The organism is Sphingobacterium puteale (assembly GCF_050986225.1).
Lineage (GTDB): Bacteria > Bacteroidota > Bacteroidia > Sphingobacteriales > Sphingobacteriaceae > Sphingobacterium > Sphingobacterium puteale.
Map to the genome: position 1 here is coordinate 2,284,224 of NZ_CP158959.1, position 25,249 is coordinate 2,309,472.

General features: G+C 41.5%; 22 protein-coding genes. 12 read left to right on the plus strand and 10 right to left on the minus strand.

Annotation, left to right across the window (positions count from 1 at the left end; all coding sequences use genetic code 11):
* Window positions 1–63: 63 nt before the first annotated feature.
* Complete coding sequence (locus ABTV71_RS09430; protein ID WP_121121362.1) at window positions 64–939, minus strand: carbon-nitrogen hydrolase; 876 nt, start codon at window positions 937–939, stop codon at window positions 64–66.
* A gap of 83 nt (window positions 940–1,022) precedes the next feature.
* The gene (rpoN, locus tag ABTV71_RS09435) at window positions 1,023–2,489 is read right to left on the minus strand and encodes an RNA polymerase factor sigma-54 (protein WP_121121364.1); all 1,467 of its coding nucleotides are present in this window, start codon (window positions 2,487–2,489) and stop codon (window positions 1,023–1,025) included.
* A 378-nt stretch (window positions 2,490–2,867) separates the two neighbouring features.
* On the opposite strand from rpoN, the gene ABTV71_RS09440 reads away from it, so the two are divergent.
* Window positions 2,868–5,255 (plus strand): penicillin-binding protein 1A, encoded by a 2,388-nt coding sequence (locus tag ABTV71_RS09440; RefSeq protein ID WP_433903020.1) that lies wholly within the window; start codon window positions 2,868–2,870, stop codon window positions 5,253–5,255.
* A gap of 94 nt (window positions 5,256–5,349) precedes the next feature.
* Here ABTV71_RS09440 and ABTV71_RS09445 read toward each other — a convergent pair whose 3' ends face one another.
* Complete coding sequence (locus tag ABTV71_RS09445) at window positions 5,350–5,673, minus strand: hypothetical protein (RefSeq protein WP_121121368.1); 324 nt, start codon at window positions 5,671–5,673, stop codon at window positions 5,350–5,352.
* 101 nt (window positions 5,674–5,774) lie between these two features.
* Here ABTV71_RS09445 and ABTV71_RS09450 point away from each other — a divergent pair, with 101 nt between their 5' ends.
* The 4 genes from ABTV71_RS09450 to infB all read left to right on the plus strand — a co-directional run bounded on the left by ABTV71_RS09450 (window position 5,775) and on the right by infB (window position 11,652).
* The gene (locus tag ABTV71_RS09450; RefSeq protein ID WP_121121370.1) at window positions 5,775–6,551 is read left to right on the plus strand and encodes an XRE family transcriptional regulator; all 777 of its coding nucleotides are present in this window, start codon (window positions 5,775–5,777) and stop codon (window positions 6,549–6,551) included.
* A 139-nt stretch (window positions 6,552–6,690) separates the two neighbouring features.
* Complete coding sequence (gene rimP / locus ABTV71_RS09455; RefSeq protein ID WP_121121372.1) at window positions 6,691–7,155, plus strand: ribosome assembly cofactor RimP; 465 nt, start codon at window positions 6,691–6,693, stop codon at window positions 7,153–7,155.
* 5 nt (window positions 7,156–7,160) lie between these two features.
* Complete coding sequence (nusA, locus tag ABTV71_RS09460; RefSeq protein WP_104382659.1) at window positions 7,161–8,402, plus strand: transcription termination factor NusA; 1,242 nt, start codon at window positions 7,161–7,163, stop codon at window positions 8,400–8,402.
* A 103-nt stretch (window positions 8,403–8,505) separates the two neighbouring features.
* A complete protein-coding gene (infB, locus tag ABTV71_RS09465) occupies window positions 8,506–11,652 on the plus strand; it encodes a translation initiation factor IF-2 (RefSeq protein ID WP_121121374.1) in 3,147 nt (1,048 codons plus the stop codon).
* A gap of 147 nt (window positions 11,653–11,799) precedes the next feature.
* Here infB and gloA2 read toward each other — a convergent pair whose 3' ends face one another.
* The 4 genes from gloA2 to ABTV71_RS09485 all read right to left on the minus strand — a co-directional run bounded on the left by gloA2 (window position 11,800) and on the right by ABTV71_RS09485 (window position 14,728).
* Entirely contained in the window at window positions 11,800–12,192 is a 393-nt protein-coding gene (gene gloA2, locus ABTV71_RS09470; protein ID WP_121121376.1) for an SMU1112c/YaeR family gloxylase I-like metalloprotein, read from the minus strand.
* The gene (locus ABTV71_RS09475; RefSeq protein WP_433903021.1) at window positions 12,189–13,250 is read right to left on the minus strand and encodes an NADH:flavin oxidoreductase/NADH oxidase; all 1,062 of its coding nucleotides are present in this window, start codon (window positions 13,248–13,250) and stop codon (window positions 12,189–12,191) included. Before ABTV71_RS09475 ends, gloA2 begins: the two co-directional genes overlap by 4 nt.
* Window positions 13,251–13,366: 116 nt before the next feature.
* Window positions 13,367–14,083, minus strand: coding sequence for a 3-ketoacyl-ACP reductase (locus tag ABTV71_RS09480; RefSeq protein ID WP_433903022.1), 717 nt, complete (start codon window positions 14,081–14,083; stop codon window positions 13,367–13,369).
* A gap of 57 nt (window positions 14,084–14,140) precedes the next feature.
* The gene (locus ABTV71_RS09485; protein WP_245971241.1) at window positions 14,141–14,728 is read right to left on the minus strand and encodes an NUDIX domain-containing protein; all 588 of its coding nucleotides are present in this window, start codon (window positions 14,726–14,728) and stop codon (window positions 14,141–14,143) included.
* Between the two features lie 22 nt (window positions 14,729–14,750).
* Here ABTV71_RS09485 and pyrE point away from each other — a divergent pair, with 22 nt between their 5' ends.
* Both pyrE and ABTV71_RS09495 read left to right on the plus strand, forming a co-directional pair.
* Window positions 14,751–15,401, plus strand: a complete 651-nt coding sequence (gene pyrE / locus ABTV71_RS09490) for an orotate phosphoribosyltransferase (protein ID WP_077435452.1) — start codon at window positions 14,751–14,753, stop codon at window positions 15,399–15,401.
* A gap of 19 nt (window positions 15,402–15,420) precedes the next feature.
* On the plus strand, window positions 15,421–15,819 hold the full coding sequence (locus tag ABTV71_RS09495; protein WP_121121385.1) for an SRPBCC family protein: 399 nt from the start codon (window positions 15,421–15,423) through the stop codon (window positions 15,817–15,819).
* A 62-nt stretch (window positions 15,820–15,881) separates the two neighbouring features.
* Here ABTV71_RS09495 and ABTV71_RS09500 read toward each other — a convergent pair whose 3' ends face one another.
* Window positions 15,882–16,598, minus strand: a complete 717-nt coding sequence (locus tag ABTV71_RS09500; protein ID WP_121121387.1) for a superoxide dismutase — start codon at window positions 16,596–16,598, stop codon at window positions 15,882–15,884.
* A 177-nt stretch (window positions 16,599–16,775) separates the two neighbouring features.
* On the opposite strand from ABTV71_RS09500, the gene ABTV71_RS09505 reads away from it, so the two are divergent.
* Both ABTV71_RS09505 and ABTV71_RS09510 read left to right on the plus strand, forming a co-directional pair.
* Window positions 16,776–17,822 carry a 2Fe-2S iron-sulfur cluster-binding protein gene (locus tag ABTV71_RS09505; protein WP_433903023.1) on the plus strand — a complete coding sequence of 349 codons (1,047 nt, stop codon included), beginning with the start codon at window positions 16,776–16,778 and terminating at the stop codon, window positions 17,820–17,822.
* Window positions 17,823–17,988: 166 nt separating this feature from the next.
* The gene (locus ABTV71_RS09510; RefSeq protein WP_433903024.1) at window positions 17,989–19,917 is read left to right on the plus strand and encodes an acetoacetate--CoA ligase; all 1,929 of its coding nucleotides are present in this window, start codon (window positions 17,989–17,991) and stop codon (window positions 19,915–19,917) included.
* Window positions 19,918–20,025: 108 nt separating this feature from the next.
* Here ABTV71_RS09510 and ABTV71_RS09515 read toward each other — a convergent pair whose 3' ends face one another.
* The gene (locus ABTV71_RS09515) at window positions 20,026–21,633 is read right to left on the minus strand and encodes an acyl-CoA carboxylase subunit beta (RefSeq protein ID WP_433903025.1); all 1,608 of its coding nucleotides are present in this window, start codon (window positions 21,631–21,633) and stop codon (window positions 20,026–20,028) included.
* 152 nt (window positions 21,634–21,785) lie between these two features.
* Between ABTV71_RS09515 and ABTV71_RS09520 the strand changes: the two genes are divergently transcribed.
* The 3 genes from ABTV71_RS09520 to ABTV71_RS09530 are packed head-to-tail and all read left to right on the plus strand — an operon-like array spanning window position 21,786 to window position 24,564.
* Complete coding sequence (locus ABTV71_RS09520) at window positions 21,786–22,931, plus strand: acyl-CoA dehydrogenase family protein (RefSeq protein ID WP_121121395.1); 1,146 nt, start codon at window positions 21,786–21,788, stop codon at window positions 22,929–22,931.
* A 9-nt stretch (window positions 22,932–22,940) separates the two neighbouring features.
* Window positions 22,941–23,780: a hydroxymethylglutaryl-CoA lyase gene (locus ABTV71_RS09525; protein ID WP_121121397.1), complete on the plus strand. Its 840-nt coding sequence runs from the start codon at window positions 22,941–22,943 to the stop codon at window positions 23,778–23,780.
* A 7-nt stretch (window positions 23,781–23,787) separates the two neighbouring features.
* Window positions 23,788–24,564, plus strand: coding sequence for an enoyl-CoA hydratase/isomerase family protein (locus ABTV71_RS09530; protein ID WP_433903026.1), 777 nt, complete (start codon window positions 23,788–23,790; stop codon window positions 24,562–24,564).
* Here the strand turns inward: ABTV71_RS09530 and ABTV71_RS09535 are convergent, their stop codons facing one another.
* The gene (locus tag ABTV71_RS09535; RefSeq protein ID WP_433903027.1) at window positions 24,565–25,038 is read right to left on the minus strand and encodes a hypothetical protein; all 474 of its coding nucleotides are present in this window, start codon (window positions 25,036–25,038) and stop codon (window positions 24,565–24,567) included.
* Window positions 25,039–25,249: the final 211 nt, after the last annotated feature.

Below are 25,249 nucleotides of genomic sequence, written 5' to 3' on the forward strand. Positions count from 1 at the left end.
GCCATTTTAATCTGCTCTTCTTTTTATGAATTACAAAATTAAAATGGCCAATATGATTTGCTATTAGTCTTCGTCAATAAAACGTTTGGTGATCGGGGAATAGGTTTCTATTCTGCGGTCACGTAGAAAAGGCCAGTGTTTTCTAAAATAATCAGATTCACTCAGGTCCAGTTCAACGACTTCAATTTCTTCTTTATCGTGAGAAGCGAGGTATAACAGTTTACCTTGTCCATTTGCCACAAAGCTACCGCCCCAGAATTTCATGGCGCCATCCTGCTCAAATCCGACACGGTTGACAGATACCACTGGTACACCATTTGCTACTGCATGAGAGCGTTGAATGGTTTGCCAAGCATTGTATTGATCTTTGTTGGTTTCTTCGTCCTGATCTGTTGCCCAGCCGATTGCCGTTGGGTAAAATAAAATTTCGGCACCCATTAATGCGGTGATCCTTGATGCTTCTGGATACCATTGGTCCCAACAGATTAATATACCTATTTTACCAAATTTTGTTTTGAATACTTTATAACCTAGATCACCGGGTGTGAAATAGAATTTTTCATAAAATGCAGGATCATCCGGGATATGCATTTTACGGTATTTGCCTAAATAGGAGCCATCAGCATCTAATACGGCAGTGGTATTATGATAAAGACCTTCCGCTCTTTTTTCAAATAATGATGCGATAATAACGACCCCTGCTTCTTTCGCAACAGCAGACAGGGCATCTGTAGATGGGCCTGGGATAGATTCGGCCAGTGCGAAATTGTCATAATCTTCTACATCGCAGAAATATAAAGAGGTAAAGAGTTCTTGCAGACACACAATTTGCGCACCTTTTGCAGCGGCTTCTTTTACTTTAGCGATAGCTTTTTCGAGATTCTCTTGTTTGCTTGCGGTACAGCTCATCTGTACAACTCCAACTTTTACTTTGCTCATTCCTTCATGCTTATTTAATTCGAGCACAAAGATACTATTCTTAATTTAGATTTGATTGTCACCCGAAAAACAAAAAAGAGCTCTTAGAGCTCTTTTCGTAATCTTGCGACAGGTATGTTTAATGCTTCCCGGTATTTTGCCACGGTCCGGCGTGCGATATTGTAACCCTTCTCTTTAAGAATTTCGGTTAATTTCTCATCGGCCAATGGTTTGCGCTTATTCTCTTTGGCAATACACTCTTCCAGTATTTTTTTGACTTCTTTATTCGAAACTTCCTCACCGGAATCAGTTTGGATTGCCTCCGAGAAAAACGATTTTAACAAGAATGTTCCAAATTCAGTTTGTACATATTTTGAATTTGCCACACGGGAGACGGTAGAGATATCCATGTCGATTTTATCGGCGATATCCTTTAGTATCATCGGTTTCAATTTGCGGTCATCACCGCTAAGAAAATAGTCGTATTGATATTCCATGATGGCATTCATGGTTTTTAGCAAGGTTTGTTGGCGTTGTTTGATTGCATCAATGAACCATTTGGCCGAATCAAGTTTTTGTTTGACAAACTGTACCGCTTCCTTCATTTTTTTGTCTTTTTGATCGGATTTTTCGTAATGCTCAAACATGTGCTGATAGTCACGACTTATGCGGAGTTCGGGGGCATTACGTCCATTCAGAGTCAAATGAAGGATGCCATCGTTGTTGCTGATATGAAAATCGGGAATGATATGAAGTTGTTTGCCTGCCACTGCTCCTGAATCACCCGGTTTCGGGTTAAGCTTTAGAATTTCATTCACCACATTTTTCAAGTCTTCAGACGAGACTCCCAGTGACTTTTCGAGCTTATCATAATGTTTTTTTGTGAATTCATCCAAATAATTGGCAACGACTTTAATTGCCAGTTTTATTGTAGGGTTGCTGATGTCTTTTTTTTGCAGCTGAATCAAAAGACATTCCTGGAGATCTCTGGCACCAATCCCTGCAGGTTCAAAATCCTGGATTACTTTTAGCATATCCAATACCTCATGCTCTTCGGTCATTACATTTTGACCAAAAGCCAGGTCATCTACTAAATTTATGATCGGACGTCGTAGGTAACCATCGTCGTCCAGACTTCCGATAATTTGTTGGCCGATTAGAAAATGCTTATCGTCCAAAGCCAGAAGGTCTAGCTGTTGTTGCAGTTGTTCGTAGAAAGAGTGCTGGATGGCAACTGGCATTTCTTTTCTGTCTTCGTCGTCATCACCGTAGTCATACCCATTTCCATAATCTTTGTAATCATCCTCTTGTATATAGTCCTCCAAACTGAAATCATCTGAATCGAAACCTTCTTCGTTATCAAAACTGTCATCAGGATCTTTATCCGGATATTCTTCGATTGGATCGGTCATGTTAGTCAAGCTACCATCTTCTAATGCAGGATTTTCTTCTAATTCTTCTTTTATTCTGGCATCTAATGAAACTGTTGGTACCTGCAACAATTTAATAAATTGAATTTGTTGTGGCGACAGTTTTTGTAATAGCTTTTGTTGTAATGTCTGTTTTAACATGCTAATAGTTGACTAGTTTACATCTAAATTTAAGCAAATATCATTATTATTTTAAAATAAAATAGATAATATGTTAAAAGTAGGTATAATATTTGCGGACATGTCAGCTAACTTATTGATCTCAACAAAGTCCTTCCTCAACTTTTTTTACATTTTTAATTCTCCATAATGAGCAAAACAAGGCTGGTGAAATGTATTTTTGCCTATTGACCTTGTTTGAATAAATGCTTATTTTTTATTGTTAAAAAATGTAAATAGTTAATTAGGGAGATGTATTTAGTTGTATATTTAGCCCCTGAAACACGTATAGGCGCATATTGAGCAAGGGTAAAACCTTTTGCTGATTCAATATGTTGAATATAAGATAAATTTCCATTTATGTTTAGACGTATAAAGAATCGGGTTCTTCGTTATCTCGTTATTGCAATATATTTCGTTATTGTTTTGGTCTGTGCCATACAACTTAATTTTTTGTGGCTGTTTGGCTATTCCCCCACAAAAAAAGATATCATTATGCCCAGCCTCAATATTTCTACTGAGCTGTACACCGCTGATAGCGTATTGATCGGTCGGTATTTCGATGAAGATAGGAATCCGGTTCCTTTTGACAGTATTCCTAAAACTGTTATTAATGCATTGATCGCAACAGAGGATGTACGTTTTTATTCGCACAATGGTGTTGACTTTTTGGGGCTCGGTTCAGGTATTGTCTCTACTTTAAAAGGAGATAAGCGCGGTGCAAGTACGATTACACAGCAGCTGGCCAAGAATCTTTACCGCACGCGTTACAATAAAGCCGGAGGGCTGTTGACACGTTTGCCTGTTGCCGGACTGGTCATTACCAAATTTAAGGAGTGGATGACGGCTTATAAGCTTGAGCAGCGGTATAGTAAAAACCAGATATTGGAAATGTATCTGAATACTGTTTCTTTTAGTAATAATGCCTATGGTATAGAAACGGCCGCAAAACGTTATTTTTCAAAAGGAGCCAATCAGCTGAATCAAAATGAAGCAGCGGTGTTGATCGGTATGCTGAAGGGGACAACCCTGTATAATCCGATCAGAAATCCTGAGAAGGCATTTGATCGAAAAAATACCGTATTGAGTCAAATGCATAAGAGTGGCTTTCTGACGAAAGCAGCTTATGATGCATTAGTTAAAGAGAAGATTGTTTTGAATGCGAATAATAAGGACGTGAATGCTGGTGGGGATTCTTATTTGCGTACCGCTGTGGCCAAATGGCTGGAAAAATGGTCCGAGGAAAATAATTACGATATCTATACGGATGGTTTAAAAATATATACAACGATCAATTCAAAACTTCAGAAACATGCTGAGGAAGCTGTGGCTAAACAGATGGCTGAGTTGCAGCAGCGCTTAAATAATACCTGGGATGGTCAGGAGCCCTGGCGTGATCTTTCTGGGAAAGTAATCCCGAACTTTTTGGAGAATTTGGCAAAGAAGACTCCTTATTATGCATTTCTGAGTAAGAAATATGCCAATAGTCCGGACAGCATTAATTACTTTCTGAATAAAAAGAAAAAAATGGAAGTCTATAACTGGAGGGATAATGGTAAGATTGAAAAAGAGATGTCCACGATGGATTCTTTAAAATATTATGCCATGATGTTGAATGCCGGGATGATGTCAATGGATCCCTATTCGGGTGAAATTAAGGCCTGGGTAGGTGGTATAGACCATCAATATTTTAAATATGATCATGTGATGCAGGCGAAACGACAAGCAGGTTCCACATTTAAACCTTTTGTTTATCTGGCTGCCCTGGAGTCTGGGATGTCACCTTGTGACAAGATTACCGATAAGCCTGTTACCATAAAGATTGACAAGGGGGATTCTATAGAAGTGTGGGAACCGAAAAATGCAGATTGGAATTTTTCATATCGTGAAATGTCGTTGCGTCATGCGATGGCCAGGTCTATTAACTCGGTTACAGTTCAGCTGACCGATATGGTTACTCCGGCGAAAGTTGTGGATGCGGCGCAGCGTTGTGGTATCGTGAGCAAGCTCAATCCGGTAGCATCTGTTGGACTGGGGCCTAATGATGTATCGGTCTTTGAAATGGTTAACGGTTACTCGACGATGATGAATCATGGCGAGCGTGTCACACCGGTACTGGTTTCTAAAATTGAAGACCATGACGGGAATGTTATCGCTACCTTTCAGGCAGAACGCAAACAAGTTGTCGATAAGCAAGATGCCTGGTTGATGACTTATATGTTGCGTGGGGGGATGGAAGAGCCCAGAGGTACGTCGCAGGGATTGTGGGAGTGGGATCTTTTTGATAAAGAGAATCAAATTGGTGGTAAGACCGGGACATCTTCCGAATATGTTGACGGCTGGTATATGGGGGTGACGAAGGATCTGGTTACCGGAATCTGGGTTGGATGTGATGAAAGAAGCATACACTTCAAGAATTCGCATACTGGAGAAGGTTCCCGAACGGCTTTGCCGATATTCGGTGTGTTTTTGGAATCCGTCTATAAAGATAAGCAATTGGGGTATACACAAGGGAAATTCCCTGAACCTACGGTCGAAATCACAAAGTCGTATAAATGTGAGACACCGCGTTATAGTGATCCGGAGCCTGAGCAAAGTGATTCAACAAGTGTTGACGAGCAGACAGATGAAGGATTTATTGGGCCTGAAGAAGAGTCTACGGAGGGTGCTACCGAGCAAAATAACAATGGTGGTAGTGTCGGTGAAAACACAGGGGCGTTGGAGAATACCTCATCAACCTCAATTTAGTAAAAGCGTTTATCCTCTTTTGGATCTATAACAGCATAACAAATAACAAGCTGCCTAATGAAAATTGGGCGGCTTTTTTTTCTATTATCTATTGTTAGGCCGCGTAATTACTGTTTCTCTTGGTGTAAGCCTGCTGTTGCTGTGGGAAGAGGTTGTTCCAGTTTGGGTTATTCTTGCGAATAATTCTCTCGATTTGTAGGTGTGTGAAATTTTGCAACTCGTTCATTCTCTTTTTAGCGCATGCCAGTTTTGAAAAAGCTTCGGAATAGATGATTCTGTTTAAGCTGCTCCCCTGTTGAAAGGTGAAACTATTAGCTTGCTGGAGCTCTACGACAGTGCTGAGCATATTGGAAGTAAAGTCGATTTCAAAGTATCTTCTGTTGTTGTCAGTTAATATATATACAATAAAATTGCTCATAATGCTAAATTATTTGGATGTTTAAATTTTATTTACTAATTTTATTGGCACAATATTACTAATAAATTTAGTTTTTGCAAAATATTTTTTGAAAAAATAATATGTCAAATATTTCATCCAACTTGAAATTCCTTCGAAAAGGAAAGAAAATTACGCAGCAGCAATTTGCTGATATCATGGAGATTAAAAGAGCTTCTGTCGGTGCTTATGAAGAAGATCGGGCAGAGCCCAAATATGAATTGCTAAAAAAAATTGCCGAGTTTTATGGGTTAACCATGGATGAATTGGCGAATGATGTGATTGATGAGAAGTGGAAGCCGGTGCCCAAAAGCAATGCTTCTAATCTCAGGGTATTGAGTGTAACTGTTGATGGCAGTGATCGCGAAAACATTGAGCTTGTGCCGGTTAAGGCGAGCGCGGGCTATTTAAATGGGTATGGCGATCCTGAGTATGTGGCTGAGCTTCCGAAGTTTTCGCTTCCGATGTTCGGACAGGGGACTTTTCGGGCATTTGAGATCAAAGGAGATTCGATGCTGCCTCTGCCATCGGGATCCATTATTGTCGCTGAATATGTCGAAAATTGGCATGATATAAAGCCCGGTCATACCTATGTGGTCGTATCGCGCGAGGAGGGGGTCGTTTATAAGCGTATCGCTTTTAAATTTAAGGAGGATAAAGGCTTAAAGCTTGTTTCCGATAATAAAACATATGAACCTTACTGGGTGGAGACTCCTGATATTCTTGAAGTTTGGAAAGCGAAGGCTTTTATTAGCACACAACTGCCGGAGCCAACACCTGAGCCGACGATGGAAACATTGACCAGTATGATGGCGCAGATGCAAAAAACAATTAATGCAGTTGTTGACAATTCGAAATAATAGAAAAAATACTTTCGCAGTTGTTTGGGGATTTGTTTTTTATTTTATAAAATACTATATTTGCATATCTGAAAGGAAGGGGGCTCGTATTGCCCCCTTTTTTTAATACAATTAATTTAGCATTCTAGGCAGTAGAACAATGCAAGATGTAGAAAAAAGAGTCATTGAACTCATAGAAGAAAAAATAGCAGATCGCGAGGATTTGTTTATTGTTAGTGTAAAGATGCGCCCAAATAAGATCTTGGAAATTCTCCTGGATGGGGATAACGGGGTTAATATTGATGACTGTGCACAGGTGAGCCGTCATGTTGGTTTTCATTTAGAGGAAGAAAATGTCATCGATAATGCTTATCGTCTGGAGGTTTCGTCACCGGGCATAGATTCTAATTTTGTCAATAACCGGCAATACCAAAAAAATATAGGCCGTACCGTGCAGATTAAACTGGACGATAACACCAAAATTGAAGGAACATTGTTGACTGTTGATGAGACCAAGATCAGCATTCTTCAAAAAGTAAAAGAAAAAGGTAAAAAAGCGCAAGAGGTGGAAAAAGAACTTCCTTTTGATCAAATAAAAGCAACAAAAGTGGTAATTTCATTTTAAAAATAATGAGTAACAGCAACATCAATCTAATAGACTCTTTTCAGGAGTTTAAAGAGTTTAAGAATATCGACAGACCTACGGTCATTACAGTATTGGAAGAGGTTTTTCGTAGCATGATCCGTCGTCGTTTCGGTACGGATGAAAATGTGGATGTTATCGTAAATCCAGATAACGGAGATTTGGAGATTTGGAGAACGCGTGTCGTTGTTGAAGATGAATTTTCTGAGGATGATGATCTTGAAATCGAGTTGGCGGAAGCAAGAAAACACGATGAGGACCTGGAAGTAGGCGATGATTTTATCGAGCAGATCACTTTGGAAAGCTTTGGACGCCGTGCTATTTTGGCAGCCCGCCAAACGCTTGTTTCTAAAGTATTGGAACTTGAGAAGGATGAAGTATTCAAGAAATATAAAGATAGAGAAGGGGAGTTGGTTATTGGTGAGGTTTATCAGATCTGGAAAAAAGAGATTTTGGTATTGGATGAGGATGGTAATGAATTGATCTTACCGAAGTCGGAACAGATCCCTGCTGATTATTTCAAAAAAGGTGATGGTATTCGTGCAGTAGTCCATAAAGTGGATATGATGAACAACAATCCGAAAATCATTATCTCACGTACGGCACCTGCGTTTCTACAACGTTTATTTGAACTTGAGGTTCCGGAGATCTTTGATGGTCTGATTACCATCAAGAAAATTGTCCGTGAACCGGGGGAACGTGCTAAAGTGGCTGTAGAGTCTTACGATGATCGTATTGATCCAGTTGGAGCATGTGTGGGTATGAAAGGATCACGTATTCATGGTATCGTTCGCGAATTGCGTAATGAGAACATTGATGTGATTAATTTCACGACAAACCATTCCTTATATATCGCCCGTGCACTGAGCCCTGCCCGGATCAGCTCGATTAAGATCGACGAGGAAAATAAAACTGCTGCTGTATACTTAAAATCGGATCAGGTATCCCTGGCAATCGGACGTGGTGGACACAACATTAAACTGGCTGGTAAGCTGACCGGTTACGAGATTGATGTTTACCGTGAGAATGATGAATTTGATGAGGATGTGGATATCGAGGAATTCAGCGACGAAATTGAGAGCTGGGTTATCGATGAGTTGAAACGTGTTGGTTTAGACTCTGCAAAATCTGTTTTATCACTTAGTGAAGAAGAGTTGGTTAGACGTACCGACCTGGAAGAAGATACCATTCGTGATATCGTACGTATATTGCAGGCTGAATTTGAATAAAATTCAGCTTGTTAAATTTTTTCCATCTAACATTCGGAATAAATTGTTTATGGATGGAAAAAAACATATTTTTGTAATTATATTAAAATAGTTTATATTATAGATGACTGAAGGAAAAGGAACAAACTTGCTTAAAGCAGCAAAGGAACTCAACATCGGGATACATACTGCCGTCGAATGTTTAGTGAAAAAAGGATATGATGTAGAAGCAAAGCCTAACACTAAATTGAGCGGAGAGATGTATGGTGTGCTGTTAAAAGAGTTTCAGGGAGACAAATCACTGAAAGATGAAGCTAAACAAATTGTTATTGGCAAAATTCGTCGTGAGGAGTCGCCGTCCGCTTCTCCTAAAGATTCATCTAAAAATGAGGATTTTGAAGAACATGAAGAGCCGAAAGAGATTTTGGTTAAGAATACCATAGAAATCCCATCTGCCAAAGAAGCCGCTCCTGCCAAACCGGAGGAACCTGTTCATCAAGGGGGTATGAAAGTGGTCGGCAAAATAGATCTTGATGCCCTAAATAGAGGGGGAAACAAGATAAAAAAAGAAGAACCTTCCAAACAGGAACCTAAAGTGACGAATGAGGCACCAACAGAGACTAAGGTTGCGGAGAAAGCCGTAGAGCAGAAAGAAGCTGAAGTCAAAGAGCCTGTTATCGAAGCAAAAAAAGAAGAACCAAAGGTTGTTGAGCAAAAAACCGAAGTCGTTGCACCTAAGGTAGAAACTCCCAAACCTGAAGTAGATAAAACTGAAGTAAAAGCAACTCCGGTTGTAGAGACAAAAACCGAACCTGTGAAGGTAGAAGAAAAGAAAAAAGACGAAACAGCACCTAAAGCTGCTGTACCAGTAACTCCAAAAGTGGAGCCTGTGAAAAAAGAAGGCGATGATATTATTTCTGCGCGTGCAGAAAGGTTGACTGGTCCAAAAGTAATTGGTAAGATTGAATTACCATCTGCTAGACCTTCCCACAAGCCTGTGGCATCCTCTTCAAATGCTGGAAACAACAATGAGAAACGTAAGCGTAAGCGCACGAATCCAAACGGTCCAGTAAATCCGAATGCGGGACAAGGTCAGGGGCATAACAATCAGAACCGTGGTCCTCGCGATGGAAACAACAACCACAATCGTGACCAACAAGGTAACCGAGCTGGTAATCAAGGGAACAACAATAATCCGAACAATCGTCCGGGACAAAACAATCAGCATCCAGGTAGACCGGGGCAGGGTGGGAACAACCAGCACCAAGGTAGACCGGGACAAGGTGGCGCAAGACCACAACATGGTCGTTTTGACAATAGAGGAAAAGGAAGACCTGTTGAAAATAAGGAGGAACCTTCTGAAAAGGAAATCCAAGATCAAATCAAAGCTACACTTGCCCGTTTAAGCGGTGCGGGTAAATCTGGTAAATTTGCGCAACGTGCGAAATTAAGACGCCAGAAACGTGATGATGTTGCACAACATGCAGAAGAAGCTGCAATGGAGCAGGAATTGATGGCGAAGGTATTGCGCGTTACCGAATTTGTTACGGCGAATGAGCTGGCGAATTTAATGGACGTTCAGGTCACGCAGATCATTGCTACTTGTATGAGTTTAGGCATGTTTGTGTCGATCAACCAACGTCTGGATGCAGAGACTTTGACTATTGTGGCGGATGAATTTGGCTATCAGGTTGAATTTATTAAACCTGAAGATGAGGAAACTGCGGAATTGGAAGAACCGGATACTGAGGCGAATCTGGTGCCTAGAGCTCCGATCGTAACGGTAATGGGACACGTTGACCACGGTAAGACTTCTTTGCTGGATTATATCCGTAAAGCAAACGTGACTTCGGGTGAGGCCGGTGGTATCACACAACATATCGGTGCTTATGCGGTGAAGTTAGATGATAATCGTAAGATCACATTTTTGGATACACCGGGTCACGAAGCCTTTACGGCAATGCGTGCACGTGGTGCGAAAGTAACAGATATCGTTATTATCGTTATTGCGGCGGACGACGCAGTCATGCCGCAAACAAAAGAGGCGATCAATCACGCGCAAGCAGCTGGAGTACCGATTGTATTTGCATTTACAAAAGTAGACAAACCGGGAGCGAATCCGGACCGTATCCGTGAGCAGCTTTCTGCAATGAATATCTTGGTTGAAGATTGGGGAGGTAAATTCCAAGCGCAAGAGATCTCCGCAAAAACCGGAGAAAATGTTGATCTTCTTTTGGAAAAAGTTCTTTTGGAAGCTGAAATGTTGGATTTGAAAGCTGATCCGAAAAAACGTGCAGTCGGTTCGGTGATCGAAGCAGCTTTGGACAAAGGCCGTGGTATCGTGACTACAGTATTGATCCAAGGAGGTACCCTTCGCGTCGGAGATCCGATTTTGGCGGGTTCACACTCTGGTAAGGTCAAAGCCTTAACCAATGAAAGAGGTGAACGTGTTAAAGAAGCAGGTCCTTCAGTGCCGGTACAGATATTAGGTATGGCCGGAGCGCCTACAGCTGGGGATAAGCTTTATGTTCTTGAAAGTGAATCCGAGGCTAGAACGGTAGCAAACAAACGTCTTCAGTTACAACGTGAGCAAGGTATGCGTGCAACGAAACATATTACCTTGGATGAGATCGGTCGTCGTTTGGCTATCGGTAACTTTAAGGAACTTAATATTATTGTTAAAGGTGACGTGGACGGTTCGATTGAAGCATTATCGGATTCATTATTGAAATTATCAACGGATGAAATTCAGGTAAATATTATCCATAAATCGGTGGGTGCGATCTCCGAATCAGATGTATTGTTGGCATCTGCTTCTGATGCGATCATTATCGGTTTCCAAGTACGTCCAACACAAAATGCACGTAAATTAGCTGAGAATGAGCAAATCGACGTTCGTTTGTACTCTATCATCTATGATGCAATCGAAGAGATCAAATCTGCGATGGAAGGTATGTTGGCACCGAAATTTGAAGAGAAAATTGTTGCTGAGGTTGAAATCAGAGAAACATTTAAAATCTCTAAAGTGGGTACCATTGCCGGATGTATGGTTAGAGAAGGTAAGATCAATAGAAATAATGATATCCGCATAATCAGAGACGGTGTCGTTATCCATACAGGTCGATTGGCATCCCTGAAACGTTTTAAAGACGATGTGAAAGAGGTTGCACAAGGTTACGAGTGTGGTCTGAACATTGACCGTTTCAACGACATCCAAGTGGGTGATATCGTAGAGGCTTACGAACAAGTAGAAGTAAAACGTAAATTGTAATTTTCGATTTACGACATAATAAAAAAAGCGTTGATGAAAATCAACGCTTTTTTATTTTAAAGTGTTTCTGTTTTTCCGGTGGTCGGAAAGAGCCTTCAGTTGATTTTCATAGCTCTTGGTACTTATAAAAATATGAAGGTTTTGTTTCTAACGCTCGTATAGCTCTATCGGAAGCTGATCGGGGTCGGCAAAAAAAGTGAACCTTTTTTGTGTTAGTTCGTCGATCCTTATCCCTTCATGTAGGATACCTGCCTGTTCTAATTTATGTATTTCCGTATCCAGATTATCGACTTCAAAAGCGAGATGCCTTAAACCTGCAGCTTCAGGAAAACTCGGTCTAGTAGGGGGAGAGGGAAAGGAAAATAGTTCAATGATGTATGTTTCGTTGAGTTTTAAATCTAATTTGTATGAATCCCGCTCTACCCGATAATGTTCCTGCCAGATTTCAAGGCCGAGGACCTCAGTATAGAATTTTTTCGACCGCTGATAATCGCTACATATGATCGCAATATGGTGTATTTTGTTTAAGCTTAATTTCATTTTGCTCTTTCGTATTGTTTTGGCCAGGGGATGTCCACGGATAATTCTTTTGCAAAGTGTAAAGGAAGATGTGGATCATCTAAAAAACTCCGAGCAATCATAATTAAATCCGCCTGATCTTTCTCAATAATATCGGCGGCCTGAGTCGCTGTTTTAATAATGCCGACAGTAGCAGTTTTGCTTCCGGTTTTTTCTTTGATCGCTACAGCAAAAGGAAGTTGATAAGCGGGGCCGACATCAATTTTTTGATGTGAAACAGCTCCACCACTTGATACGTCGATGATATCTATACCCTGTTCTACCAAGAGCTTTGACAGCGCAATGGATTGATCAAGGTCCCAACCGTTCGGGGCCCAGTCTGTCGCTGAAATACGTACCCATAAACTTTGTGTTGTTATTTCTTGTTTTACCCTTTTGATGATCTCCAGCAAGAAACGGATTCTATTTTCAAATGTACCACCAAATTGGTCTATTCGTAAGTTGCACAAAGGAGAGAGAAATTGATGGATGAGGTAACCGTGTGCTGCGTGGAGCTCGATGATTTCGTAACCAGCTTGAATAGCTCTTTTGGTAGCTTGTCCAAACTGTTCGATGATTTCTTCGATCTCATTTGTTTTAAGCTCTTTGGGGGCGTAATCTGTCGGATAGAAAGCCAGTGCCGATGGAGCGACGGTCTGCCATCCTAGGGCTTCTGAGGGGGCAAATTGACCACGGCCAAGCCAAGGCTTGTTACTGCTGGCTTTTCGGCCAGCATGCGCGATTTGAATACCGGGGAGAGCACCGTTTGCTTTGATAAAGGCAGTTATTTCTTTCAATTTGTCAATATGCCGGTCATCCCATATCCCGAGGTCTCCATAGCTGATTCTACCTTCGGGTGCGACGGCTGTTGCTTCCTGTATGACTGCTGCTGCACCTCCAATGGCAAATTGACCGAGGTGGACAAGATGCCAGTTGTTTGCAAAACCATCTTCAGCAGAATATTGGCACATAGGGGAAACGACTAAGCGATTTTTCAGGTTTAAGGAACCGATGTTTATCGATGAAAATAGTTTACTCATAATTTCTTGTTTATATTAAACGGGTGTAGTGAGCTCCTGTCTGAGAATGGTGTTGATAGATCATAAATAATTCTATTGCGGGCCTTAAGCGTTGTTAAAGGCTCGCAATAGTGGTTTTATGGATTTGTAGACCATAAAGAGGCTGATTTTAACATCGCTCTTCTAGGCAATTTTAAATTTGCGATAATTAGTTCCGCGAAATCTTCCGGTTGCAATACCTTTTCAGGGTCCCCGTCCGTGAGGCCAAGATCCTTCGACATATCTGAAGCGATGGTACTCGGCATCAGGGTGCATACCCGGATGTTGTTTTTACGTACTTCACGCATCAAGGAATCAGCAAATCCGATAACGCCAAATTTTGAAGCGCTATAGGCCGATGTGGTAGCCGCGCCATTCAGTCCAGCCGTAGAAGATACCATGACAATGTCACCCTGATTTTTTTCAATAAGTTGTGGCAGGATAGCCTTTGTAACAAAATAGGTCCCCAGCAGGTTAACGTTGACAATCGCTGTCCAGTCATTAACGTCCATGTCCATCACTGAAGAAAAGGAAGATATACCCGCATTGTTAATTAAAATATCAAAATAGCCAAAGGTTTCATTGAGATTTTTAACTTCCTGTTGCACGGCAGTGTTGTCAGCCACGTCAAATACTGCGTAGGTAACCTCCGTCCCTAATTCAGCCAGTTCGGCAACGGTCTGTTTCAATGCAGTTTCGTTTCTGCCCGTAATCGCTACGTGGACGCCTTCTTTAGCCAATGCTACAGCAATGGCCTTGCCCAATCCTTTGGCCCCACCTGTAACTAAAGCCCTTTTTCCTGTTATATTTTCCATACGATAAAAATAAGAATGATCTCCCGGATTACTGTCAGATGAACCTCAAAAGACAGTCTATTTAAGCTTTTTGATGAGGTTTTCTATAATGGGATAGGTATTTGCCCGTACTTCATCAAATTGGTCCACGTGACGCCATTCTGCTTTTGTAATATCTTCGGCTGTTTGCGGGATCAATTTCGGAACCTTATTAACGCCCATTTCATACCAGTTTGTTGCCTTTAATACAAACTCGCCGTTGCGTAAATAGTAGGTATGGTATGATGTGGTAATCTTCTTGCCTAAATAATTTATTTTAATACCACATTCTTCTTCTACTTCACGTACGGCGGCTTCTTTCATCTTTTCATTATCTTCAACCTTACCTTTGGGGAGATCCCATTTGCCCAAGCGGTAAATAAAAAGATAATCTCCATCACCATTTTTGACCAGCCCGCCAGCTGCTTTGATGATTTTAAGCTTGCTTTTTAAATTTTGAAATACGGTCTCGAAATCCTTGTTGACGTAGAGATAGGTCTTTGGAACTTTATCAATTTCAGATTGTTTGAAAAGTTTTTGAAGTTCAATGTCTTGAATACTAATTGTTTGCGTGTTTTCGGTTTTCGAAGGAACAAAATCTGCTAAAATTAGCACGGTTTCGTTCATATAAATTTTATAAATTTGCGCCATGAATAATTTAAATGAGGTTGAACAAAAAGTTGCTGAATCCTTATTGCAAATTAAAGCAATAAAATTGCAACCTAAAAGTCCTTTTACTTGGGCGTCGGGTTGGAAGTCTCCAATTTACTGTGATAACCGTATCACTTTATCTCATCCAGCAATACGTACGTATATTCGTCAGAAGCTTTCTAAGCTTATTCAAGAAGAGTTTGGATCAGTAGATATGATTTCTGGAGTTGCTACGGCAGGTATTCCACAAGGGGTGCTGGTAGCGCAGGATTTAGGCCTGCCGTTTTCTTATGTTAGAAGCTCAGCGAAAGATCACGGCCGTCAAAATATGATTGAAGGCGAGGTCGTTAGTGGTCAACGTGTCGTTGTGGTTGAAGATTTAATTTCAACAGGTAAAAGTAGCCTGATCGCTGTTAAAGCATTGCGCGAAGCAGGTTGCAATGTTGTTGGATTGGTTTCCATATTTACGTATGGATTGCAACAGGCGACAGATAATTTTGCAGATGCAAAATGTCCTTATTTCAGTCTATGTAACTACGACGCGCTAATTCAGGTTGCAGCCGAAAATAGCTACGTATTGGAAGAGGATGTTGAAATTTTGAAAAAGTGGCGATTGAATCCTGCGGGATGGGGTGAAAACTTTCAATAAAGATCAATAATTTACCGTTATGACTACCATTCAGAATACCACAGAAATCAACAGGAATGTAGGCGAAGTATTTGCTTTTTTGACTGATCTTAACAATCACGAACAGTTAATGCCTGAAAATATTTATAATTGGTCTTCAACAACAGACGAAGCCCGATTTACCATTCAAAATATGGCGAAATTGGCGTTAAAGGTTGAAGAGCGGATAGTCAATCAATTGATTAAGCTCGTTCCATCCGAAAAGGCACCATTTGAGGTTACCTTACGCTGGGAACTGCAGGCCGTATCGGATACGGTGACGAAAGCGAGCTTTGTGATTGATGCCGATTTAAATATGATGATGAAAATGATCGCTACAGGTCCGCTTCAAAAGCTGATCGATTTTCAGGTAAACAAACTGAAAGCAGTGCTGGGATAGTAGGTGTTGTGACGGATTATAACATAAAAAAAGCTCGATCGTTAGATCGAGCTTTTTTTATGTTATGCTATTCGCTCATTTACTTTTTTCCAGTTGACAACGTTCCACCAATTTTTGATATAGTCTGCCCTTTTGTTTTGGTAATGTAAGTAATAAGCATGCTCCCAAACGTCGAGACCCAAAACGGGGATACCTTTTACTTCCGCGACATCCATTAATGGATTATCCTGATTTGGCGTAGACGTTATTTTCAGGTTTCCTGAATCGTCGAGGATCAGCCAAGCCCATCCCGATCCAAAACGGGTGGTTGCCGCAGCGGCAAATTGCTCTTTGAATTTGTCAATTGAACCGAAAGTCTTATTGATCATCGCCAGCAGTTTTTCCGAAGGCTGGCTTGCTTTGTCGGACAGGCTTTCCCAAAAGAAATTGTGATTCCAGGCACCTCCCGCATTATTTCTGGCTTTTGCGGAATATTTGGATATGTTAGCTAAAAGTTGCTCTTCTGAAGTTTCTTTGATGGATTCAGCAACAATGGCCTCGTTGACGGCGTTGATATAGGCCATATGGTGCTTTGTATAATGGATTTCCATCGTCAGGGCATCAATATTGGGCTCCAAAGCGGCATAACTGAAAGGTAACTTGACTTGAGAAAACTTTAAAGCAGCGGCATTTAATTCAGTTTCTTTCGCGGAAGCAATATCTTGTAATATTGATCCAGATACAGCAATACCTAATGTGGCTTTTGCTGCATTTTGAAGGAAGTTTCTGCGTGTTTGCATATAATCTTAATATGATAAGTTTTAATATAAATATAACGTGAAATTCTACAATTATTGTACGAGAATTGTCTGTCAATTGTAATACAACAAAATTGTTATATAGCGCATCCCTAAAAAGCCGCTTTCGAATCCTTTTTTTCATTTGTGTAAGCCAAAATTCGACAGTATATTTGGCTTATGTACGCATTACGAATAGCAAAGATAATTCCTCAGCCCAATAATAATATTACTTTTCAGCTGGAATCTACTGACGGTGGCTATCCTCCTTATAAAGCTGGTCAATTTATTACGCTTTCTTTTATGTTTGGTGATCGGGAAGTGCGTCGTTCTTATTCTTTTAATAGTTCCCCAGATTATAATGAGCCGCTAAGCATCACCGTAAAACGTGTGGAGAATGGCGAAATTTCGAGGTTACTTCATCACACGATAAGCGAAGGGGATATTGTTCAAGCCATGGAGCCACAGGGATTATTTATCTATGAGCCCGAACAATATAAAGTAAGGACTTTATTTCTATTTGCCGCCGGTATTGGTATAACGCCTTTGTATTCGATTCTTAAAACGGCACTTCTTGTTGAAGAGAAATCTAAGGTCGTTTTGGTATATAGCAATCGATCTGCTGATCAGGCACCCTTTCGGGAGGAATTGGAGGAATGGGCCAAGCGATTCCCAGATCGTTTAACGATCGTCTGGATTTATTCCAACAGTAAATATCTGATGAAGGCCCGTCTGAACAGGGATTATATTCTTTCCATTGTCAAGGATCATCTCGTTGGGCCAAAAGAGGATGCATTATGCTATACCTGCGGGCCGGTTATTTATATGGATTTATGCCGTTTCACACTTTTGGGAATGGGCTTTGATACTAATCAGATAAAAAGAGAAACGTTTTTATTACCTGAAAATGAAGAAGATGATGACGACGAAACTGAAAAGGTAATCGATACGACGTCTTATCAGATCAAGTTACATTTTCAGGACGAAACCTATGCGCTTGAGATTCCTTACAATAAGTCCATTTTGGACGTAGGACTTGAGCATAAGATCAAACTGCCTTATTCCTGCAGGTCTGGTATGTGCAGCACTTGTATTGCTCAATGTTCCAAAGGAAAAGTGAGAATGGATTACAATGAAGTGCTAACAGACCGAGAAATGGAGAATGGACGTATCTTGCTGTGTACCGGTCACCCGCTGGAGGACGGAACCGAGATCGAGGTGCTTTAAAGGAGGATGTTTGCCTCGTTTATTTGATGAACTACGGATATTTCAGAATAATATTTCAATAAAGTAATTGATGTTGTTTATTTGTTCTGTTTGAGTCCCAATAAAAATTGCATTTCAGAGCAAATTTAGTTAAGTTTGGATATAACCGTTTTTATATCCAACTATTATGGGAAAATTACTCTGGAGCCCGACAGAAGAGCAGCAATCTCAATCGGAGATCAATAGATTCAAACAGTATGTCGAACAGCGATATCAATTATCCTTTGCGTCTTATCACGAGCTCTGGAAATGGTCAACTGCGCATATTGCTGACTTTTGGGAGAGTGTTGCAACTTATTTTAAGATAGAATTTCGTTCAGATTTTACGCATATATTAACTTATCCCGCGGACAGAGCTAGTTTTATCGGGACGAAATGGTTCAGTGGAGCGACGTTAAGCTACGCGGAGCATGTGTTTCGCCGTGCCACAGATACCCGGCCCGCTCTTGTTTTCCAGTCGGAACAAGATTCTCGACGTGAAGTCTCCTGGGAAGAGTTGAGGGGAATGGTGCTCAGATTACAGGTGTATTTAAAAAATCAGGGGGTCTCGAAAGGGGATCGCGTGGCAGGCGTGCTGGTTAACGGGGTTGAAGCTATAGCTTTATTTTTGGCTACGAATTCAATTGGAGCAATCTGGTCCTGTTGTTCCCCTGACTTTGGTGAGGCAAGTATTCAAGATCGTTTTGAGCAAATCGAGCCAAAGGTGCTTTTTGCAAATGCGGAGTACACTTATAATGGACGGGTCTTTGAGAAAGAAGAAAGTGTAAGAAAGCTCGCGGAACGTTTGCCCTCTCTGAAGACCTGTGTTTTTATTCATGATAAAAACTGGCAAATGATCATGAATTCTACCATCCCCCAGGGTGAACTTCAGTTTACAGCCGTGGCTTTTGAAGATCCCATATGGATCTTGTATTCTTCGGGAACGACAGGAAAACCTAAAGCGATCACACATGGCGCCGGAGGGATGCTGTTAGAACACATGAAAGCCTTAGGGTTGCATCAGAATGTGCAGGAGGGAGAGCGGTTTATGTGGTATACGACAACAGGCTGGATGATGTGGAATTATGCACTTTCGGCACTATTAATGGGCAATACCTTGTGTATATATGACGGAGCAACCAACTTCCCGGATAAACTGAGCCTGTGGAGGTTTGCAAAAGAAACAGGCGTTGATCATTTTGGTGTGGGCGCTGCTTATTTAATTTCTTGTCAGGATCAGGATCTAAAAGCATTGGAGTATATGCCGAAAACAATTGGATCGACCGGTTCTCCATTACCACCAGCTATTTTTGAATGGATTCATCAGCAATTTCCGGAAACTCAGATTATTTCGTTGAGTGGTGGTACGGATGTCTGCAGTGCTTTTCTTTCAGGATGCACCTTGCTTGATGTGCATGCCGGTGAAATACAGTGCCGTACCTTAGGATCCAAAATAGAAGCTTTTAACGCAGATGGAATCGCTGTCTATGAAGAGGTGGGGGAGCTGGTTATTTTAGAGCCGATGCCTTGTATGCCGATTTACTTCTGGAATGATGCGGGCAATCAAAAATATTATGATAGTTACTTCGATAAGTATGCCGGTATCTGGAGCCATGGTGACTGGATTCAGATAACGAAGAATGACGGAATAATTATGTATGGTCGCTCTGATGCTACCCTTAATCGTGGCGGCGTACGTATCGGGACTGCTGAAATCTATAATGTATTGAATGCAACAGATGAGGTGCAGGATAGTTTGGTCATTTGTGTCGATCACGAAAATGGCTCTTCTGATATGTTACTTTTTGTTCAGCTAAAAAGCGGGACCTTAACGGATGAACTGAAGGATAAAATCAAAAAATCTCTTCGAAGGGAATACAGTCCCAGGCATGTGCCCGATCAAATTTTTCAGGTTTCCGACGTCCCCTATACCTGGAGCGGGAAAAAGCTGGAACTGCCAATAAAAAAGATTTTCTCAGGTATTCCTACCGAGCGGGCAGTTTCAAAAGATGTCATGCGTAATCCTGAGGCTGTGAATGGATTTGAAATAATTAGCAAAACATGGAATACGTTGTAATGAATAAAAGATTGGCCATACATCTTTTCACCCCTCCGCGGTCACCGATCGTGGAGGGGGTTGTGTTGTTGGGATAAACCTTTTAGGGAGTCTATTGGTCGAATATTCCTAAACCTGAATTACACCAACGTTGTACCGCTCGATTATAGGTTTTTCATTGGCGGCCTCTATACCCATGCTGATTACCTTTCGGGTTTCCTGCGGGGCGATAATGCCATCCACCCAGAGCCTGGCAGCGGCGTAATAGGGACTTAATTGTTCGTTATATCGGTCTTCAATGGATTTGAGAAGGATATTTTTTTCCTCTTCATTGATTTCTTTCCCTTTGGCTTTTAATGCTGATTCTTGAATTTGAAATAATGTTTTACCAGCCGCATTGCCACTCATGACGGCCATTTGGGCCGTTGGCCAGGCATAGATCAAGCGTGGGTCATAGGCCTTTCCGCACATAGCGTAATTTCCTGCACCATAGCTATTGCCTACTATAAAAGTAAATTTTGGCACAACGGAATTTGCCATCGCGTTAACCATTTTAGCGCCATCTTTAATAATTCCACCTTGTTCGGATCGGCTACCCACCATAAATCCAGTGACATCCTGAAAGAAAACAAGGGGTATATTTTGCTGGTTGCAATTCATAATAAAGCGTGCAGCTTTGTCTGCTGAGTCACTATAAATAACACCGCCCATTTGCATTTCCATCGCATTACCGGGTTTCTTCGCTTTGATAATCTCCCGTTGGTTGGCGACAATACCTACTGCCCAGCCGTCTATACGTGCAAGCGCACATACAATTGTTTTCCCATAATCGGGTTTATACTCCTCCAGTGTATCCGCATCAACAATTGCTTCGAGAATATCTTGCATCCGATAGGGTTTGGTACGGTCTTCCGGAAGAATTTCAATTATTTTTTCCGGATCTGTTTTTGGCGGATGGCTTTCTTTCCGATTGAAGTTTGCTTTTGCATGACCACCGATTTTATCGATCACATTTTTAATGGCCGTTAGGCAACTTTTGTCGTCAGGGAACTTATTGTCTGTAACACCCGATATTTCGGAATGCGTAGAAGCTCCTCCAAGTGTTTCCGCATCTACGGTCTCACCAATAGCCGATTTAACCAGATAAGGGCCAGCTAAGAAGACGGATCCTGTGCCTTCGACGATAAATGCGTAGTCTGACATGATGGGTAAATAGGCCCCTCCAGCTACACAGCTTCCCATAATCGCGGCGATCTGGGGGATGCCCATGGCCGACATACGTGCATTATTGCGGAATATACGGCCAAAGTGTTCTTTATCGGGAAAAATCTCATCTTGCATCGGGAGGAAGACACCTGCAGAATCCACCAGATAGATAATCGGAAGATTATTTTCCATAGCGATTTCCTGTGCGCGAAGATTTTTCTTGGCTGAGATGGGAAACCAAGCTCCGGCTTTGACGGTCGCATCGTTTGAGACGATAACACAAAGTTTGGATTTAACGTAGCCTATCACGGCAGCACAGCCAGCATTGGTACATCCCCCATGCTCAACATACATGCCTTCTCCGGCAAACATGCCAATCTCTAGATACTCACGGTCAGCATCCAGCAAGTAAGTTATTCTTTCCCAAGCCGACAGTTTACCTTTTTCTTTTAGTTTTTTGATTTTATCGATGCCACCACCGAGCTTTAGATTTTCTCTTTTTTGGTGAAGTAATGCGAGCAGCTCCTTCATAGTTTATAATTCTGGTTTAAAAGCGATGTAATTAAGAATTTCTTATTTTTAGATAAATTTAAAATAAAATTTTAGAATATTTGCAATTTTATTCCTAATTATTTTGATATATTTGAATTGTATTACCGATTGTAAATTTAATATTCATGCTTATGTTTATTGAAAATAAACAACAAATGGATATGATCAGACAAAGTGCACGTGATTTTGCACAGCATCATATCAAACCTTATGTGATGGAATGGGACGAAGCCCAAATATTTCCAATAGAAGTTTTTAAAAAATTAGGTGAACATGGTTTCATGGGTGTTATTGTTCCCGAGGAATACGGAGGTTCGGGCTTGGGGTACCAGGAGTATATTACTGTGCTGGATGAAATCTCCAAGGTTTGTGGATCGATCGGACTTTCGGTTGCGGCACATAACTCCTTGTGTACCAATCATATTTTGAGCTTTGCCAATGAAGAACAGAAGCGACGTTATCTTCCAAAGCTGGCCACAGCAGAATGGATCGGTGCCTGGGGACTTACAGAAACGGGGTCCGGCTCGGATGCCGGTGGTATGACCACCTTTGCTGAGCGGGATGGGGATTATTACCTGTTGAATGGTTCAAAGAATTTTATTACGCACGCCATTAGCTCGAGTGTTGCCGTTGTGATTGCACGTACGGGGGAAAAGGGCGATAAAAAGGGGATGTCTGCATTTATCGTTGAAAAAGATACTCCTGGCTTTACAGCAGGAAAAAAGGAGAATAAATTAGGGATGCGTGCTTCAGAAACGGCATGTCTGTTTTTTGACAACTGTAGAATACACCGTGATCAGCTGATTGGTGAGGAGGGACAAGGATTTGTACAGGCATTGAAACTTTTAGACGGCGGTAGAATTTCTATTGCGGCGCTTTCTCTGGGTATTGCCCGGGGGGCCTATGAATGTGCATTAAAATATGCACATGAAAGAGAGCAGTTTGGAAAGAAGATTTACGATTTTCAGGCCGTTTCATTTGCCTTGGCGGATATGGCTACCCAGGTGGAGGCCAGTGAACTACTGACACGCCAGGCTGGTTATCTCAAAGATCATGGCGAGCGTGTGTCTAAGATCGGTGCAATGGCCAAATTATATGCTTCAGAGGCTGCAGTAAGCGTTTCCAATGAATCTGTGCAGATTTTTGGCGGGTATGGTTTTACGAAAGATTATCCCGCAGAGAAGTTCTTTCGCGATGCCAAACTGTGTACAATAGGAGAGGGGACTTCCAGCATTCAAAAGATGGTGATTGCCCGGGAAATTGAAAAAGACAGCTAATTATTCAGTATGGAAGATCAGGTAGTATTGGTTGATTGTCCGCGGGATGCTATACAGGGGCTGCATCATTTTATTGCAACGGATAAAAAAGTTAAACATATCAATAGGTTGATAGAAAGCGGCTTATTTGATGTGATTGATTTTGGTTCGTTTGTTTCTCCGAAGGCAGTACCGCAGTTGGCTGACACGAAAGATGTGCTGGCGGGTGTCGTAAAAGATGATCGCGTAAAGTTATTGGCAATAGTCGCCAACCTGAGGGGTGTCCAGGATGCCGTTCAGGAGGAAAAAATAGATTTGATAGGTTACCCGTTTTCGATATCAGAAACCTTTCAGTTGCGGAATACGAATAGAGGTCTGGAAGAATCTTATCGGCAATTGAAGGAAATGAAGGCATTGGCTGATGCCTATGGCAAGGTTCTGGTCGTCTACATCAGTATGGCGTTTGGCAATCCGTATAATGATCCCTGGTCTGCGGTACTGGTTGAGGAATGGATTGATAAGCTCATGCAGCTTGGCATCACGGAATTCTCCTTGGCGGATACAACTTCTGAGGCGAATGCGGCACAGATTACCGATCTCTTTGGTCTTGTTCGGACACGATATCCGCAGTTAGCCGTTGGTGCACATTTTCACGCAAAACGGGAAGACAGTCTTGCGAAGGTTCGTGCTGCTTATGATGCCGGTTGCCGTAAGTTTGAAGGAGCCTTATTAGGGTATGGCGGATGCCCTTTTGCCAAAGACGACCTGGTTGGAAATATCCCTTCTGAAATTTTACTGGATCTTTTCGGTCGAGGTAGCTTGACCGAAAGGGCGCGCTTAGAAGACAGTTTCAGACAAATGATCTTGTAGAAAAATCATGAAAAAATTAAATTTCATAAAGATACGTCGCGAACAGCATGTATTTATATTGATCCTTGCCCGACCAGAGAAAAGGAATGCCTTTAGTCCAACAATGGTCAGTGAGATTGCCTACGCCCTGGAAATCGCTAACAGTGATCCGGAGGTTCGTTTGATACAGGTCGAAGCTGAGGGACCGGTATTTTGCGCAGGGATGGACTTAAAAGCTTTCGAAGATCCGACGGTTGATATTGGAAATCCCGGTATTCCAAAAGTAGAAAAGTCGCTGGCCGAATTGTTTGCACAGCTAAATAAACCATCCGTATGTGTGGTTCGGGGTGACGTTATTGCAGGCGGATTTTTGATAGCACTTTCCTGTACGTATTTGTTTGCTACGTCAGATGTACGGTTTGCACTGCCTGAAGTGAAGATTGGGCTTTTTCCATTTCAGGTGCTGGCTTTGCTGCTAGAATATATGCCCGAAAGGAGAGCAATGGATCTTTGTATCCGTGGAGGATCTTTCTCCGCCGCGGAAGCCCTGGAAAAGGAGCTGCTGTATGCCGTTTTACAACCGGGGGAAACTGAATTGGAAGCATTGAAAGACGCTATTATAGCGAATGCCCCCTTAGCTATTTCAAGGGGTTTTGAGGCGCTTCGTTACTTGAAAAAAAATCCGCAGGCGGATAATTATGCCTTTCTGCTGGATGAGCTCGCCAAGCTTCGCGAGACAGCCGATTTCCAGGAAGGGATGGTAGCAATGCGCGATAAACGAAAAGGGCATTGGAAGAATCGCTAATCAAAACGAACGAAAGCTCGGTCTGCTGGTCAACGGGGAAAATTCCCAGGGAATAGAACTCAGGGCAATCAGTAAAGCAAGGCCAAACCAGATTAATAGTATTTTAAAACGTCGATCATCCGTATCGGCGTTTTTGCTTTTTAGACTACCGATGAGTAGAAATATGCCAGCGAGAATCATCATACTGCTATGCTCCATTCCAAAAAAACGAATCTGTCGTAAGTGTACGGCTGTGTTAAAATGAGTCAGAAAATACTGTGTGATCGGACTTAATATGTAGAGTATGATACCCAATAATGCCTGTGTATAAAATGTGAAAATAACCGCATTTTTCAGGAAGTTATCAGTAGGGGTGAAGCTATGCTTATTCTTTTTTTTATAAGCAAATCGTAGTAAACTGCTTATAAAAATTATCAAAATAATCCATCGCCAGGTGGAATGCAGTGCCAAAATGAAGGGGTAAATCGAAGTCATCACATGACAAAGATGCGTATAAAATAAAAAAATCACATCAGTAGTGTGAATTTAGACGCGGTAAAAGACCGATCTGAAGGAATAAAGTGGGTGTCAGGCGTTAACATTGGTCGAAGAAATAGGGGGTATGTTTGATAAATATATGGTGATTTTTATGTTTATATAATTTTTTTATCGTTTTGATTTTTAGTTTGTTAAATTTATAATATCT